This is a genomic window from Rhodovulum iodosum (genome assembly GCF_041020385.1).
GTDB classification, from domain to species: domain Bacteria; phylum Pseudomonadota; class Alphaproteobacteria; order Rhodobacterales; family Rhodobacteraceae; genus Rhodovulum; species Rhodovulum iodosum.
Window position 1 is genome coordinate 452937 of the sequence record NZ_JBEHHI010000002.1, and the last position, 16127, is coordinate 469063.

The following is a 16127-nucleotide window of genomic DNA, read 5'->3' on the forward strand; positions in this document are numbered from 1 at the left end:
GCCTATTTCCCCAGCGGCAGAACTCGAAGCGTATTTTTCACCATCTTCGCCAAGCGTAATTCAGGGCGAAAATGTCGATAGTGACTATTCAGATGTTGTTGAGAAGGATGGCCGACTAGGTGCGCTGTCTCAATGGATTCAATTGGACCTTCCTTTAAAACTAGCTCGAACGCTCTCTTTGCCTTTTTGCCTACGCAAACTAGGCGCCTGCATTTGACCTCTTCAAGGCGCCTTCTAAGACGCTCGAGGTTGGCGGGAACTTTGATCTCGCGAACATATGGCTCTGTTCTGCCATGCTCACTCTTCCACAGCGCCGTGCAGTGGGCGTTTAATAGCGTCACGTCGTATCGGTCATATATGGCGTCGTTGACACCAATGAGGTTCTCACGCGTCAGTTCGGTGAGTAGATTTGAGAGGTTTGAGCCTGCTTGCCCCGCGAAGGGTGTGCCGTCCAGTTTCTCTAGTCTCCCCGGGCATGAACCGAGAACAACTATTTCCGGCTTTACGTCCCCTATTCTAAAGCATGGACTCATCTGTTTCAGTCCCTCAAGCTTTCTTCGCGCAGCCCGTCGGCCAGCAGGTTCAGCCCCAGAACGAGGCTCATGATGGCGACGGCCGGCACCAGCGGCGGGAACGGGAAGAATTGCAGCAGGCCGCGGCCCCCGTTGATCGAGGTGCCCCAGTCGGGGCTTTCGGGCGGCAGGCCGAGGCCGAAAAAGCCCAGCGTTCCCAGCAGGATCGTGGTGTAGCCGATCCTAAGGCAGAAATCGACCAGCAGCGGCCCGCGCGCGTTGGGCAGGATCTCCCACAGCATGATGTACCACGGCCCCTCGCCGCGGGTCTGTGCGGCGGCGACGTAATCGCGGGTCGAGATATCCAGTGTCAGGCCGCGCACGATGCGGAACACCGTGGGCGAGTTGACGAAGACCACCGAGACGAAGACGATCAGCACGCCCCCGGGGATCGAGACCAGCCCGAACGGGTCGAGGTCCCAGGCGAGCCCGAGGTAAAGCCACCCGCCGATCAGCACCGTCAGCGCGACCAGCAGGTTCCTCAGCCCGGTGCGCGTGTGAAAGCGCGAGTTCCAAAGGATCACCAGGAAGATGATCGGGAAGAGAAACAGCACCGCCGCCATGTAGGTGGGCACACCCATGGTGATGATCTCGGGCGTGACCAGCAGGAAAAACAGCAGGATCACCGGGAAGGCCAGCACTAGGTTGGCGATGAAGGACAGCACCGTGTCGAACTTGCCGCCCATGTACCCCGCGGGCACGCCCAGCGTGATACCCACCATAAAGGCAAACAGCGTCGCCGCCGGCGCGATGGTCAGCACCACGCGCGAGCCCATGACCATCCGCGAGAACACGTCGCGCGCCAGCGCGTCGCCGCCCAGCAGGTAGTGGGTGAATTGCCCCTCGGCGGGGTTGGGCAGCGGCGTGCCGGGGGCCTTGTTCTTCATCCCCGAGATCACGTCCTGCACCGGGTCGAAGGGGACAATCGCGTCGGCAAAGATCGCGGTGAAGACCCAGAACATCACCAGCCCGAAGCCCACCATGCCGATCACGTTGTCGAAGAGGTGGCCGTAAAGCCCAAGCCGCTTTTTGAACGCGATCGAGACGACAAAGGTGACCGCCAGCGCGATCCAGACCGGGGTAAAGCGGCTGGCGATGCTGCCGACGATGCCCTTTTCGCCGGCCGGCATCAGGATGCCGCCGAGGATATAGCCCAGCACGATGGCGACCAGCGCGGCCAGCGACAGGCCCATCGCCATCCGGGTGAAGCGCAGCGTCGCGTTCGATTGCAGCACCGCGCCGTGTTCGCTGTATTGCACCCGCTCGTTGGCCGAAAAGAGCGCCACGAGGATATTGGCCAGCGCCGAGACCGCCAGCGCCAGCGCGGCGATCTGGATCGCGGGGTTCAGGTAGGGGCCCAGCGCGCCCGTCCAGGTCATCGGTTCCATGGGAAACCTCCGTTAAGAGACGCGGATGCGCGGGTTGAGGAAGGCATAGCCGATATCGGAAATCAGCTGGGTGACCAGCACGACCACCACCGCCACGACCGACACCGCGAGCAGCAGGTCGATGTCGTTGTTCTGCGCGCCTTCGACCAAGGCGTTGCCGAAGCCCGGATACACGAACAGCGCCTCGACGATGACCACCCCGGTCAGCAGCCACGGGAATTGCAGCATGATGACGGTGAAGGGCGCGATCAGCGCGTTTCTCAGCGCGTGGCGCAGTACGATGGTGCTGAACTTCACCCCCTTCAACCGGGCGGTGCGGATATATTGCGCGGTCATCACCTCGGCCATCGAGGCCCGCGTCATCCGCGCGATATAGCCCATGCCGTAAAGCGCGATGGTGGCCACCGGCAGGGTGAAATTCTCGAAGGTCACGCCGTCGACGGCGGATTTGGCCGAGCCGTTGAACCATTTCAGCCCGACCATCGACGAGGCGAAGACCACCACGAAAATCACGCCCGAAACGTATTCGGGCGTCGAGGTCGAGGCGATGGAAAAGGTTGAGAGGCTGCGGTCGAGCCCCGATCCTTCGCGCATCCCCGCCAGCACGCCGATGATCAGTGCCAGCGGCACCATCGTGGCGAAGGCCCAGAACATCAGGATGCCGGTGCGGGCCAGCCGCTCGCCGATGATCTCGGCCACGCCGACGCGGTATTTGGTGGAATAGCCCCAGTCGCCCTGGATCACACCGCAATAGCGCGGCACCTCGTCGGCGCTGGTGATGCCGGAGCGGCCGCGCAGGCAGCGCCCGCCGATGGGGGTGCCCTCGGCGTCGGTCACCAGGTCCGCGGGCCAGACCCCCAGCCACTCGCCATAGCGCAGCAGGATCGGGGCGGCATAGCCGTTGCGCTCCAGCCAGCTCGTCACCTCTGTGTCGGTGATGCGCGAGCCCGCCTGGGTCTTGGCCAGTTTCTCTAGGTTGGGCGGCAGGTTCGTCAGCAGGAAGACGACGAAGGTCATGCAGAGCGCGGTAAGCAGCATGACGCCCAGCCGCCTGAGAATGAAGAATGCCATCGAACCCCCTGTCGCTGGCCGCGCACCCGGCGCGGCTGTTGTCGACCCCTATGCCGGCCGCACGGGCTGGCTGTCCGGGGGCGGCGGCCGCCCCCGGTTCCTTGCGTCAGATCAGGCGGTTACGCCCAGCCCATGTGGTGGATGTTGATCTCGAATTTCGGGTGCATCTCGCCGCCCACAACGCCCTCCTTGTAGTGGCGGTAGAGCGAGCGGAAATAGGGGATGATGGCCACGCCTTCGTCCACCATCATCTGCTCGAGCTTGGCCATGACCTCCTTGCGGGCGTCGTTGTCGGCGATGGCCGTGGCCTGGTCGAGCAGCGCATCGAACGCCTCGGAGCGGAAGCCGCTCTCGTTCCAGGCCGCGTTCGAGCGGTAGGCGAGGTTGAGCAGCTGGACGCCGGTCTCGCGGTGGTTCCAGTTGGTCGAGGAGAACGGGTACTTGGTCCAGTCGTTCCAGAACGTCGAACCGGGCATCACCGTGCGCTTGACGTTGAAGCCGGCGTCGCGCAGCTGCGCGGCCACCGCGTCGGTCGTGTTCTTGCGGTAGTCGTCGTCGATGGACACGATCTCGTGCTCGTAGTCCAGCATCCCGGCCTCTTCCATCAGGCGCCGCGCTTCGTCCACGTTCTTTTCGTGGGGCGGGATGTCGGCGTGGTCGGGGTGCACGCCAGGGGCCACGTGATAGTTGTTGTTCGCGACGTTGCCGCGGCCCGACACGCCCAGTTCCAGCGGCACCGAATTGTCCACGGCCAGCGCCAGCGCGCGGCGCACCCGAACGTCGCCATAGGGCACCATGCCGTCGACCTCGGCCTCCTGGTTGGGGCGGATCACCACGGTCGAGGCGGTGCCCACCTCGCTTTCGGTCCAGCCGATCGAGGTGAAGATGTCGATGAAGTCGGACACGGTCTCGTACGTCATGTCGAACTCGTCGGCATCGGCGCCGGCCAGCCAGGCCGACGGGTCGGTGCCGTAGTCGAGGAATTCGACCCGGTCGAGATAGGCGTCGCCCCAGTAGGTGTGGTCGGGGTTTTTCACCAGCACGATCTTCTCGCCGACCTTGAATTCCTCCATCATGTAGGCGCCGGTTCCGATGCCGTGGTCGAGAACCGAGGTGCCGATCTTGTCACGGTGCATGATCGGGGCAGGATAGTCGGCCATGCCGAACATCAACGTCCCGTCGGGGGTGAGCGGCTTGACCTTGACGGTGTGGCTGTCCACGATCTCGACCGCGCCCTCCGCGGCCTTGCCATCGGCGATGAGCGAAGCCATGCGCGCGGCCATCGAGTTGCCCTCGACGGATTCGTCGCACCAGCCGATGATGTTGGCGGCCACGTCCTCGGCGGTGAAGTCGTCGCCGTTGTTCCATTTCACGCCCTGCCGGACGTTCAGCGTGTATTCGGTGGCATCGTCGTTGGCGCTCCAGCTTTCAAGCAGCATCGGCTGCAGCACGCCGTCGCGCTTGACCTCGACGAGGTATTCGATCAGCCCGCGGGTTTCGTTGCCAAGCTCGGACCAGTCGTAGGTGCGCGGGTCCTTCAACTCGCGGCAGTTCATCTGGACGCGCAGGGTGCCGCCCATCTTGGGCGCCATGCCGTGGCTGGCGGCCTGGGCCTGCCCGTCGAGAGAGATCAGGCCATAGGCGGCGGTGGCGGAAACGCCCAGCGCCGTGGCGCGGCCGAGAAACTCGCGGCGGCTCATCTGCCCGTCTTGGTGTTCGCGGGCGTACATCCTCGCGGCCGGATGAATCCGGTCGGTGCGGCTGGTGCGGTCGGTCATTGCGCTCTCCCTACAATGGAGGGACGCCCGGTTTTCGCGGTCCCGCCCGGAGCGTGCCCCCGGCCGGAAGCGGACCGGCATCCCATTTACTCGGTGCTGCGCGGTTCGAAGCCGCGCAGGTTTCAATCTTCGCGCTTTCCCATCGAAATGTCGGAAAACGACATGTGCCATTAACAAAAACGACATTGGCCCGCGTTGCAACCGAAAGCTGGCGCGCCCTTGGCTTAGCCGCTCTTTCTAAAGGTCAGCGGCGCGCGTCCGGTGCGCGCCTGGAAGACGCGGGTGAAATAGGCGGGAGAGCGATAGCCGAGCTGTACGGCGATGTCTTTCACCGGCAGTTTCGTATCCGCCAGCAGCCGCCGGGCCTCGCCGATCTTGCGCTCTGCCAACAACTCCGAGGCGGTGCGCCCGCAGGTCTGGTGGCACACACGGGTCAGATGCGTGGGCGTCACCCCGAGCGCGGCGGCGTAGTCCGAGACCGACAGGGGCGTGTGGAAATCGCGCTCGACCAGCGCGGCATAGCCCGCGGCGAGACGCCGCGCGGCATCGGTCGGGGCAAGCTGGTCGTCATTGACCAGGAGTTGCCGTTCCAGCCAGACCGACAGCAGCCCGAGATACTGGCGCAGGGCGCGCGCCCTGGCCGGGCGGTCGCCGTCAAGCTCGCGCTGGAGGGTTTCCAATAGGGCGGTCAGTTCCACCTGCGCTGCGGATTCGCGGATGCGCAGGTGATGCGGCGCGTCGGGCAGGGCGAGTGCGGGGTCGTCGGCGAAAAACAGCGCCGTGCCGTAGACCGCAGCGGTGATTTCGAAGGCGTGCATCGTGCCCGCGGGAATGAATGCCGCGTTATGCACGCCGAACCCGCGGGTGATCCCCGCCACGGTCAGCCGGCCCTGGCCGCGTGTAAACCACAAAAGCTGGTGGCGCGTGTAGCTGCGCATCGATTCGACGCGCCAGCGGCCGCCCTGCATCAGCTGGGCGATGGGCGTCATGCGCAAATCGGGGACGGTATCGGACATGGGCGCGGCCGCGGTTGGTTCGGTTGGTTCGGTTGGTGCAACGAATCGCTGATTTCCGCCCATGGGTAAACCGTGATTGTGCGAAAAATGCTTTTTAGTGGCAACTCAGCCCGCCGCGATGCGCTGCCATCCCGACATCCGGGCGCGAAACCAGCTGCGCTGGCGCTTGGCGTATTGGCGCGAGGCGCGCTGTGCGGCGCTGCGCGCTTCGGCCAGTGTCATCTCGCCGCGAAGATGGGCGATCAGCTCGGGCGCGCCGATGGCGCGGGCCGACAGAAGGTGCGGGTCCCAGCGGGGCAGGTTTGCGCGCGCTTCCTCCAGCGCGCCGGCGGCGAGCATCGCGTCGAACCGCGCGTCGATGCGCGCGCCCAGCCAGTCGCGGTCGGCCTCGACCACCAGCGCCTGCGCCCGGGCCAGGGGCAAAAGCGGCGGGCCGGTGTCGTCCTGCCACGCGGCCAGCCCGCGCCCGGTGGCGCGCAGCACCTCCCAGGCGCGCTGGATGCGAACCGGGTTTTTCGTGTCGATCCGCGCGCGGGTGGGCGGGTCGAGCTCGGCCAGCATCCCGGACGGCCCTTCTTCGGCCAGGCGCGCATCCGCCTCGGCGCGGATCGCATCGGGGGTTGGCGGGATCTCGGCCAGCCCCGCGGTCAGCGCGGTGAAGTAGAGCCCGGTACCGCCCACGATGATCGGGCGGTCCGCGCCGGCCAGCAGCGGCGCCACGTCGCGCAGCCAGTGGCCCACCGAATACGCGCCCGTGAACGGGACATGGCCGTAAAGCGCGTGCGGCGCGCGCGCCTCGTCCTCGGGGCCGGGCCGCGCGGTCAGCACCCGCCAGCCGTCGAACACCTGCAAAGCATCGGCATTGACGACCACCCCGCCGCGGGCCTCGGCGACGGCCAGCGCCAGCGCCGACTTGCCGCTGGCGGTTGGCCCGGCGATCAGCACAGGGCGCGCGGGATCGAGTTTCGGGAGTTCCATGCGTGCCGCCGCCGTTCTTGGCCGTTGAACCTTCCGGCCTTTTCCTACATTTTCGCGCCAGACAAGGACAGGACCGGGGCTGGACACTATGACCGAGGGCAATGCCAATCAACCGAGCCCGTCCTACCGGCGCGTCCTGCTGAAGATTTCGGGCGAGGCGCTGATGGGCGATCAGGGCTACGGCCTGCATCCGCCCACGGTCGAGCGCATCGCCCAGGAGGTCAAGAGCGTTCACGACATGGGCGTCGAGATCTGCATGGTGATCGGCGGCGGCAACATCTTCCGCGGGCTTCAGGGCAGCGCCCAGGGGATGGAGCGGACCACCGCCGATTACATGGGCATGCTTGCCACGGTTATGAACGCGCTGGCGATGCAGTCCGCGCTGGAGGGGCTGGGCGTGTTCTGCCGGGTGATCAGCGCGATCCGGATGGACGAGGTGGCCGAACCCTACATCCGCCGCCGCGCGGTGCGGCACCTCGAAAAGGGCCGCGTCTGCATCTTTGCCGCCGGCACCGGCAACCCCTATTTCACCACCGACACCGCGGCCACGCTGCGCGCCAACGAGATGGCCTGCGAGGCGATCTTCAAGGGCACCAAGGTGGACGGCGTCTACGACAAGGACCCCAACGCGTCCGACGACGCGGTGCGCTACAGCGAAATCACCTATGACGACGTGCTGGTGAAAAACCTCAAGGTGATGGATGCCTCGGCCATCGCCCTGGCGCGCGACAACGACCTGCCGATCATCGTCTTCAGCCTCGACGAGCCCGGGGGCTTTCGCGGTATCCTCAAGGGGCAAGGCACCTATACAATCGTGCACGGTTGACGCTATAGCAATCGAAACGCGCCAGAACGCCCTAAGAACAGAAGAGAGTAGACATGGCGGACGACGAGCTGGAAATCGACACCGACGACCTCAAGCGCCGGATGGACGGCGCGATGACCGCGCTCAAGCACGAATTCGCCTCGTTGCGCACCGGGCGCGCCTCGGCCAGCATGCTGGACCCGGTGATGGTCGATGCCTATGGCAGCCCGACCCCGATCAACCAGGTGGGCACCGTCAACGTACCCGAGTCGCGGATGGTCACGGTCAATGTCTGGGACAAGTCGCTGGTCAACAAGGTCGAGAAGGCGATCATGGAATCCGGTCTGGGGATCAACCCGCAGACCAACGGCACGATCATCATGCTGCCGATTCCCGAGCTTAACGAAGAGCGTCGCCGCGAATTGACCAAAGTTGCCGCGCAATATGCCGAACAGGCCCGAGTCGCGATCCGCAACGTGCGCCGCGACGGAATGGAACAGTTGAAGAAGGCCAAGGCCGCCGGCATGAGCGAGGACGATCACAAGATCTGGCACGACGAGGTGCAGGAGATGACCGACTCGCACATCGCCAAGGTGGACGCGGCGCTGGAAAACAAACAGCAGGAGATCATGCAGGTCTGAGCCCTGAGTGGTCGGGAAGGATAGCGGGTGGCCGCGAGGAACAAAGAGCAGGGCGCGCCGACCCATGTGGCGGTCATCATGGATGGCAACGGACGCTGGGCGCAAAGCCGGGGGCGTCCGCGCCTGTTCGGGCACCAGGCCGGCGCGCGGCGGGTGCGCGAGATCGTGCAGGCCTGCCCCGATCTGGGCATCCGATACCTGACGATCTTCGCCTTCTCCACCGAGAACTGGAAGCGCACCCAGGCCGAGGTTTCGGGGCTGATGACGCTGTTCCGACGCTACATTCAGAAAGAGGCGCAGGCGCTTTTGGCTGAGGGGGTGCGGGTACGCTTCATCGGCGACCGCGACCGGCTGGACCCCAAGCTGGTGGAGATGATGCAGTCGCTCGAAAGTCTGACCGCGGGCAACGACCTGGTGCACCTGACCATCGCGTTGAACTACGGAGGCCGTGACGAGGTGGCTCGCGCCACCAAGCGGCTGGCGCGCGAGGTGGCCGCGGGCCGGCTGAACCCCGAGGACGTGGATGCCGAGACGCTGGCCCATTACCTCGATACCTGCGTGCTGCCCGACCCCGACCTGGTGATCCGCACCTCCGGCGAGGCACGGATTTCGAATTTCCTGCTTTGGCAATCGGCCTATGCGGAGTACGAGTTCACGCCGATCCTGTGGCCCGATTTCACCGCCGAGCATTTTGCACGGATCGTTGGCGAATACGCGCTGCGCGACCGCCGATTCGGGGCGGTGATCGCCTGATGTCAGCCAAAGGCCCGTGGCACGACCTCTCGCTCAGGCTCGCCTCGGGCGTGGGCATGGCGGCGCTGGGCCTCGGCGCGGTCTGGGCCGGCGGCCCGTGGTTCGCCGCGCTGGCCGCCACGGTTTGCGGGCTGATGCTGTGGGAACTGGCGCGCATGGTCGCGCCCGAACGCGCGCTCGAGGCGGTGATCGTCGGGCTCTCGGGCGCGGCGGCTGTGCTGGTGGGCCGGGCGCTGCCCGACGCCGTGGCGCTGGTGCCGATCGCCGTGCCGGCGATCCTGGGCGCGGTGCTGCTCCGGCGCGAACGCGCGATCTTTGCCGCCTTTGCGCTGGCGATCGTGGCGGCCAGCTACGGGCTGACCGGGTTTCGTGACGTGCACGGCGTGGTCTGGCTGATCTGGCTGGTTCTGGTGGTCATCGCCACCGACGTCTCCGGCTATTTCGCGGGCCGCTTCATCGGCGGGCCCAAGTTCTGGCCGAGGGTGAGCCCCAAGAAAACCTGGGCCGGCACGCTGGGCGGCTGGTTCGCCGCGGTGCTGATCGGGCTGATCTTCCTGACCTTCACCAATGCCGGGCGCGACCTGCCGTGGATCTCGATGGCGCTGTCGCTGGCCAGCCAGATGGGAGACATCGCCGAGAGTGCGGTCAAGCGCCGCATGGGGGTGAAAGATAGCTCTGGCCTCTTGCCGGGACATGGCGGCCTGTTCGACAGGTTCGACGGATTGCTGGGGGCGGCGCTGTTCATGCTGCTGGTGGCCCAGCTCGTTTACGTTCCCGAAGTGAGGTTCTGAACATGCGGCGGCGGATCACGATCTTCGGGTCGACGGGGTCGATTGGCGAAAACACGGTCGATCTCTTGACCAGGCAGGGCGGGGCCGAGGCCTATGACGTGGTCGCGCTGTCGGGCGGGCGCAACGTCGCGCGGCTGGCCGAGCAGGCGAAAGAGCTGCAGGCCGATGTGGCCGTCACCGCCTTTCCCGAATGCTACGACGCGCTCAAGGCCGCGCTGGCCGGATCGAACGTCGAGGCCGCGGCGGGGCAAGAGGCGCTGGTCGCGGCGGCCGACCGCCCGGCCGACTGGATCATGTCGTCCATCGTGGGGGCGGCGGGGCTGGTGCCGGGGTTCCGGGCGCTGCGCCACGGCACCACGCTGGCGCTGGCCAACAAGGAAAGCCTGGTCACCGCCGGTCCGCTGCTGCTGGCCGAGGCCGAACGCCACGGCGCCACGGTGATGCCCGTGGACAGCGAGCATTCGGCGGTGTTCCAGGCGCTGGTGGGCGAAGACATCGCCGCGGTGGAGCGGATCATAATTACCGCCTCGGGCGGCGCGTTCCGCGACTGGCCGATCGAGGCGCTGGCCAGCGCCACGCCCGAACAGGCCTCGTCGCACCCCAACTGGGCGATGGGCCAGCGGATCACGGTCGATAGCGCGTCGATGTTCAACAAGGCGCTGGAACTTATTGAGACCAAAGAATATTTCGGCATCGATCCTGCGCGGATCGAGGCCGTCGTACACCCTGAATCGCTGATCCACGCGCTGGTGGGGTTCCGCGACGGGGCGATCATGGCCCATGTCGGCCCGCCCGACATGCGCCACGCCATCGGCTATGCGCTGAACTGGCCCGACCGGGCAGAACTGCCGGTGGCGCGGCTGGACCTGGCGCAGATCGGCCAGCTCAATTTCCGCCCCGCCTGCGAGCAGCGCTGGCCCGCCCTGCGGCTGGCGCGCGAGGTGATGTCCGCCGGCGGGCTGAGCGGCGCGGTGTTCAACGGCGCCAAGGAACGTGCCCTCGATGCCTTTCTCGACCGACGTATCGGGTTTTTGCAGATGGCCCAGGTGGTCGAGGCGGTGCTGGACAGGCTTTCGCACGAAACGGGCCAAACAAATGCCGGGATGATCCTTGATAACGTGCTGGCAACCGACAGATTGGCAAGAGATACTGCAGACGCGGTCATTGCCCGGACCAACCAGAATTGAAACAGGAATAGCAGTGGAAGTTGTCAGTCTAATTCCCACGTTCGGGGGCTTTCTTTACACAGCGATAGCCTTCGTCGTCGCGCTCAGCGTAATCGTCGCCGTTCATGAATACGGCCACTACATCGTTGGGCGCTGGTCCGGCATCCATGCCGAGGTGTTTTCCATCGGCTTTGGGCCGGTGCTGTTTTCGCGCCATGACCAGCACGGCACCCGCTGGCAGGTGGCGGCGCTGCCCTTTGGCGGCTACGTCCGCTTTCTGGGCGATTCCAACGCCGCGAGCGGCAAGGACGGCAAGGCGCTGGAGGGGTTGGACGCCGACACCCTGCGCCACACCATGCACGGCGCGCCGCTGTGGGCGCGGACGGTGACGGTCGCGGCGGGGCCGGTGGCCAATTTCATCCTGGCGGCGGTTGTGTTCATGGTGTTGCTGTTCGCCCGCGGCGTCGCGGTCGAGCCGCCGACCGTGGGCGAGATGATGCCGCTGCCCGCGGGTCTGACGCAATTGCAGGAAGGCGACCGCATCCTCGCGCTGAACGGGCAGGCGACCCCCGATTACGAAGCGCTTTACAGTGCGGTCGAGAATTTGCCCGTCACCGGCGATATCACCTACCGGCTGGAACGGGACGGCGAGGAGATCGAACTGGCCGGCCCATATCCGTTCCCGCCGCGGATCGAGAGCATTCAGCCCGACTCCGCGGCGATGGAGGCGGGCATGAAATCCGGCGACGTGATCGTGGCCGTGGACGGGCAGCCGGTCAGCGCCTTCACCCAGGTGCAGGACGTCGTGACCGCCTCGGAAGGCGCGCCTCTGACGATCGAGGTCTGGCGCGATGGCGAGACGCTGAGCTACGAACTTGAGCCGCGGCGGGCCGACCTGCCCCTGCCGGAGGGCGGGTTCGAGACGCGCTGGCTGATCGGGATGACCGGCGGGCTGGTCTTCGAGCCGGAGACGCGGATACCCGGCGTCCTGGAATCATTGAACTACGGCGTGTCGCAGACCTGGTTCATCATGCGCTCCAGCCTGTCGGGCCTTTATCACATGATCACCGGTGCGATCAGCTCGTGCAACCTGTCGGGTCCGCTCGGTATCGCCGAGACCTCGGGTGCGGCGGCCAGCCAGGGGGCGCTCAGCTTCATCTGGTTCATCGCCGTGCTTTCCACCGCGGTGGGACTGCTGAACCTGTTCCCGATTCCGGTGCTCGATGGCGGGCACCTGATGTTTTACGGCTACGAGGCTATTGTGGGGCGTCCGCCCAGCGACAAGGCGATGCGCGTGCTGATGACGGTCGGCCTTGCGCTGCTGGTGTCGCTGATGGTCTTTGCCCTTACGAACGATATTTTTTGCCCGTGATCGTCACGCGTTAGCCAAGTTTCTGCCGTATTCGGACACTAGATTTTTCAACAAGGTCTAATCCGAACGGCAGAAAGGAGGCCTTCGATGAGTACCTTCGAAGCTGGCTATCGCAGCCTGTCCTTGCTGGTAAACCTGACCTGGGACCGGCTGTTCTACATTATTTCGGTATTTCTCGCCCTCATGGCCGGGGCGTATCTCGTCTCGCTGTTTTGAAGCGGCAGGGCGCACGCCTCGCGGCGGCGTTCTGCTCTTTTGACAAGGCTGGTCAGACCCGCTAGCAAAGCCCAAGATGCGACAGGTCACAGCGGGGGACGGCAATGAGGGAGCACCGGGCGGGGGCGGCACAGCAGCGGCCCGTTAGGCGGTCGATCGCCTGTGGCGCGAAATTGGCGGTTTTCCTTTTCGCTGCAATCATTTGGTTGGGTCTTCCGCAGACCGCGGCGGCACAAGACTATCGCTTTACCTCGGTCGAGATAGAGGGAAATCAGCGGGTTTCTGGCGCCACGATCCTCAGCTACGCCGGAATCGCCCGCGGCGAGGCCCTGTCGGCGGGCGCGTTGAACGACGCCTACCAGAAAATCGTCGACAGCGGTTTGTTCGAAACCGTCGAGATCGTGCCGCAGGGCAATCGCCTGCTCATCAGGGTCAGCGAATACCCCACGATCAACCTGATAAATTTCGAGGGCAACCGCGCGATCAAGGACGATGACCTCGCCCAGATCGTCCGCTCGCAGTCGCGCCGGGTCTACAGCCCCGCGACGGCCGAGGCCGACGCCGCCGCCATTGTCGCGGCTTATGAACAGGGCGGGCGCCTTGCGGCTACGGTCGAGCCCAAGATCATCCGCCGCAGCGACAACCGCGTCGATCTTGTGTTCGAGATCGCCGAGGGCAGGACCGTCGAGATCGAGCGGCTGTCCTTCGTCGGCAACCGCAACTACAGCGACCGCCGTTTGCGCCGCGTGCTGCAGACCAAGCAGGCGGGCCTGCTGCGTGCGCTGGTGCGGCGCGACACGTTCGTGGCCGACCGTATCGAGTTCGACAAGCAGGTTCTGCGCGATTTCTACCTGTCGCGCGGTTACATCGATTTCCAGGTTCTGTCGGTCAGCTCCGAGCTGACCCGCCGCCGCGACGCCTTTCTTCTGACCTTCAACATCCGCGAGGGTCAGTCCTTCGATTTCGGCGAGATCACCGCGGTCAGCGACCTGGCCGAGATCGACCCCGACGAATTCTTGTCGGCGATCAGGCTGCGGCCCGGAATGACCTATTCGCCGGTGCTGGTGGAAAACACCATCGCCCGGCTGGAGCGGCTGGCGATCCGCAAGGGGCTCGATTTCATCCGCGTCGACCCGCGGATCACCCGCAACGACCGCGACCTGACGCTCGATGTCGAGTTCGCCATCGTCAAGGGTCCGCGCATCTTCGTCGAGCGGATCGATATCGAGGGCAACGCCACCACGCTCGACCGCGTGGTGCGGCGCCAGTTCCGCACCGTCGAGGGCGACCCGTTCAACCCGCGCGAAATCCGCGAAAGCGCCGAGCGCATCCGCGCTCTGGGCTTTTTCAGCTCGGCCGATGTCGAGGCGCGCGAGGGCACCAGCCCCGACCGGGTGATCGTCGACGTCAATGTCGAGGAACAGCCGACGGGCTCGTTGGGCTTCGGCCTCAGCTATTCGGCCTCGTCCGGCGCCGGCGCAGCGATCACCTTTTCCGAGCGCAATTTCCTGGGCCGCGGGCAGGCCTTGCGGTTCAGCTTCAACACCGGCACCGACAATGCGATCTCAAGGCTGAGCTTTACAGAGCCCGCATTCCTGGGGCGCAACGTGGCGTTTTCCTTCGATGCGGTCTACGCGGTGACCGACAAGGAAAACGACGAGCTGTTCCGCACACAGCAGATCAGCGTCGGTCCGTCGCTCACCTTCCCGCTGAGCGAGAACGGGCGGTTGGAAGTGCGCTATGTGCTCTCGCAGGACCGGCTCTACGATTACACAGGCGATTCGTCGATCATCGCGGACGAGGCGGCCGAGGATTCGCTGATCACCTCGGCCCTCGGCTATAGCTTCAGCTACGACACCCGCGAGGGCGGGCTCGATCCGAATTCGGGCATTCTGTTGCGCTTTGGCCAGGATTTCGCCGGGGTCGGCGGCGATACCGAGTTCATCGAGACCACCGCTTTGGCAGCCGCGCAGACCCGCGTCTGGTCGGAAGAGGTGACGCTGCGTGCCGAGTTGGAGGGCGGGTGGCTGCACATGCTCGACGGCAACAGCCGCGTGACCGACCGATACTTCCTCAACGGCAAGATCCGCGGCTTCGAGCCCAACGGCCTGGGCCCGCGCGATCCGGCCACCGGCTCGGGCGAGGCGCTGGGCGGCAACATGTTCGCCGTGGCGCGGCTGGAGGCGGAGTTCCCCGTGGGCCTGCCCAACGAATACGGCATCACCGGCGGTGTCTTTGCCGATTTCGGCTCGGTCTGGAGCCTCGACAACACCGATGGCGGGGTCGTGGACGACGATTTCAACCTGCGGTCCTCGATCGGCGTTTCGATCTTCTGGACCACGCCCATCGGGCCCTTGCGGTTCAATTTCGCCAAGGCGATCCAGAAAGAAGACTACGACGACGAGCAGACCTTCGATCTGACGATCTCGACACGGTTCTGATGCCCCGCCTGTGCGCCGTCCTGTTCCTGGCCGTGGCGTTGCTGCCCGCGCCCGCCGCGCTGGCGCAGCAGGGGGCGCAGGCGGTCGCCAGCCCGATCCTGACCGTCGACCAGGAGCGGCTTTTTACCGGCTCGGCCTACGGCCGGGCGCTGCTTGACGAGATCAACCGCGAATCCACCGCGCTTGCCGCCGAAAACCGCGAGATCGAGGCCAAACTCGTCGAGGAAGAGCGCGACCTGACCGAAAAACGCGCCGAAATGGCGCCCGATGCGTTCCGTGACCTGGCCGAGGCATTCGACAGCAAGGTGGTGACGATCCGCCGCGAGCAGGACGAAAAGGCCCGCGCGCTGTCGCAAAAACGCGACGCGGCGCAGCAACGGTTTTACCGGGAGATCGCGCCGATCCTGACCGAGATCGTGCGCGAGCGCCGCGCGGTGGCGGTGCTGGAAACCCGCGCCGTCGTTCTGTCGGCCGACCAGATCGACATCACCGATGCGGCGATCGCACGGATCGACACGCGCCTCGCGCCGGAGGCCGAAAAGGAGGCCCCGGCGGCGGAATAGGCCGGCCGCCCCGCCGCCCCTTTGCCGTTCTCGGCGCTTGCCCCCCCGCGGCCGAGTTGCTACCCCTCCGCCGGGCAAGACGCGAAACGAGAGGGACGAGCCGCAGATGAGCCAGAGCATGCCGACCGAGGCCGACATCCAGCTGATCCAGCGGATCATCCCCCATCGCTACCCGTTCCTGCTGGTCGACAAGGTCGTAGACATCGTCCCCAACGAAAGCGCCGTGGGGATCAAGAACGTCACCTTCAACGAGCCGCATTTCCAGGGCCATTTCCCCGGCACGCCGGTCATGCCCGGCGTGACCATCGTCGAGGCGATGGCCCAGACCGCGGCGGTGATGGTGGGTGTCTCGCTCGGCATGGCCGACAAGCAGATGCTGGTCTACTTCATGGCTATCGACAAGGTGAAGTTCCGCCGCAAGGTCGGCCCCGGCGACGTGCTGGAGCTGCATGTGCGCGCCACCCGCGGCGGCTCGAAAGTCTGGAAATTCGAGGGCGTGGCCAAGGTCGGCGACGAGATGGCCGCTCAGGCCGAGTTTTCGGCGATGATGGACATGCCCAAGGAGTGATCCCTTCC

Annotated in this window: 16 protein-coding genes; 10 read left to right on the forward strand and 6 right to left on the reverse strand. The window is 65.6% G+C overall.

Annotated features, from left to right (window positions below; genetic code table 11):
- Window positions 1-2 precede the first annotated feature (2 nt).
- The 6 genes from Ga0609869_RS11325 to miaA all read right to left on the reverse strand — a co-directional run bounded on the left by Ga0609869_RS11325 (window position 3) and on the right by miaA (window position 6803).
- Window positions 3-533 (reverse strand): uracil-DNA glycosylase family protein, encoded by a 531-nt coding sequence (locus tag Ga0609869_RS11325; protein WP_125403264.1) that lies wholly within the window; start codon window positions 531-533, stop codon window positions 3-5.
- A gap of 5 nt (window positions 534-538) precedes the next feature.
- A complete protein-coding gene (locus Ga0609869_RS11330) occupies window positions 539-1960 on the reverse strand; it encodes an ABC transporter permease (RefSeq protein ID WP_125403263.1) in 1422 nt (473 codons plus the stop codon).
- 12 nt (window positions 1961-1972) lie between these two features.
- Window positions 1973-3031, reverse strand: coding sequence for an ABC transporter permease (locus Ga0609869_RS11335; protein ID WP_125403262.1), 1059 nt, complete (start codon window positions 3029-3031; stop codon window positions 1973-1975).
- A 119-nt stretch (window positions 3032-3150) separates the two neighbouring features.
- Window positions 3151-4809, reverse strand: a complete 1659-nt coding sequence (locus Ga0609869_RS11340; RefSeq protein WP_125403261.1) for an ABC transporter substrate-binding protein — start codon at window positions 4807-4809, stop codon at window positions 3151-3153.
- Window positions 4810-5033: 224 nt separating this feature from the next.
- Window positions 5034-5825: a helix-turn-helix transcriptional regulator gene (locus Ga0609869_RS11345; protein ID WP_125403260.1), complete on the reverse strand. Its 792-nt coding sequence runs from the start codon at window positions 5823-5825 to the stop codon at window positions 5034-5036.
- Window positions 5826-5930: 105 nt separating this feature from the next.
- Complete coding sequence (miaA, locus tag Ga0609869_RS11350) at window positions 5931-6803, reverse strand: tRNA (adenosine(37)-N6)-dimethylallyltransferase MiaA (RefSeq protein WP_125403259.1); 873 nt, start codon at window positions 6801-6803, stop codon at window positions 5931-5933.
- 88 nt (window positions 6804-6891) lie between these two features.
- On the opposite strand from miaA, the gene pyrH reads away from it, so the two are divergent.
- From pyrH to fabZ, 10 genes are all read left to right on the forward strand, one after another.
- Entirely contained in the window at window positions 6892-7629 is a 738-nt protein-coding gene (pyrH, locus tag Ga0609869_RS11355) for a UMP kinase (RefSeq protein ID WP_125403258.1), read from the forward strand.
- A gap of 53 nt (window positions 7630-7682) precedes the next feature.
- The gene (frr, locus tag Ga0609869_RS11360; RefSeq protein WP_125403257.1) at window positions 7683-8249 is read left to right on the forward strand and encodes a ribosome recycling factor; all 567 of its coding nucleotides are present in this window, start codon (window positions 7683-7685) and stop codon (window positions 8247-8249) included.
- Between the two features lie 78 nt (window positions 8250-8327).
- Complete coding sequence (uppS, locus tag Ga0609869_RS11365) at window positions 8328-9002, forward strand: polyprenyl diphosphate synthase (RefSeq protein ID WP_125403276.1); 675 nt, start codon at window positions 8328-8330, stop codon at window positions 9000-9002.
- A complete protein-coding gene (locus Ga0609869_RS11370; RefSeq protein ID WP_125403256.1) occupies window positions 9002-9793 on the forward strand; it encodes a phosphatidate cytidylyltransferase in 792 nt (263 codons plus the stop codon). Before uppS ends, Ga0609869_RS11370 begins: the two co-directional genes overlap by 1 nt.
- 2 nt (window positions 9794-9795) lie before the next feature.
- Complete coding sequence (gene dxr / locus Ga0609869_RS11375) at window positions 9796-10980, forward strand: 1-deoxy-D-xylulose-5-phosphate reductoisomerase (RefSeq protein WP_125403255.1); 1185 nt, start codon at window positions 9796-9798, stop codon at window positions 10978-10980.
- Window positions 10981-10993: 13 nt separating this feature from the next.
- Entirely contained in the window at window positions 10994-12331 is a 1338-nt protein-coding gene (gene rseP / locus Ga0609869_RS11380) for an RIP metalloprotease RseP (RefSeq protein WP_125403254.1), read from the forward strand.
- A gap of 87 nt (window positions 12332-12418) precedes the next feature.
- Window positions 12419-12547 carry a hypothetical protein gene (locus tag Ga0609869_RS11385; protein WP_281273238.1) on the forward strand — a complete coding sequence of 43 codons (129 nt, stop codon included), beginning with the start codon at window positions 12419-12421 and terminating at the stop codon, window positions 12545-12547.
- A gap of 104 nt (window positions 12548-12651) precedes the next feature.
- Entirely contained in the window at window positions 12652-14988 is a 2337-nt protein-coding gene (gene bamA / locus Ga0609869_RS11390; RefSeq protein ID WP_125403253.1) for an outer membrane protein assembly factor BamA, read from the forward strand.
- The gene (locus tag Ga0609869_RS11395) at window positions 14988-15551 is read left to right on the forward strand and encodes an OmpH/Skp family outer membrane protein (protein ID WP_125403252.1); all 564 of its coding nucleotides are present in this window, start codon (window positions 14988-14990) and stop codon (window positions 15549-15551) included. The genes bamA and Ga0609869_RS11395 overlap by 1 nt, the downstream gene beginning before the upstream one ends.
- 106 nt (window positions 15552-15657) lie before the next feature.
- A complete protein-coding gene (gene fabZ, locus Ga0609869_RS11400; RefSeq protein WP_125403251.1) occupies window positions 15658-16119 on the forward strand; it encodes a 3-hydroxyacyl-ACP dehydratase FabZ in 462 nt (153 codons plus the stop codon).
- Window positions 16120-16127 lie beyond the last annotated feature (8 nt).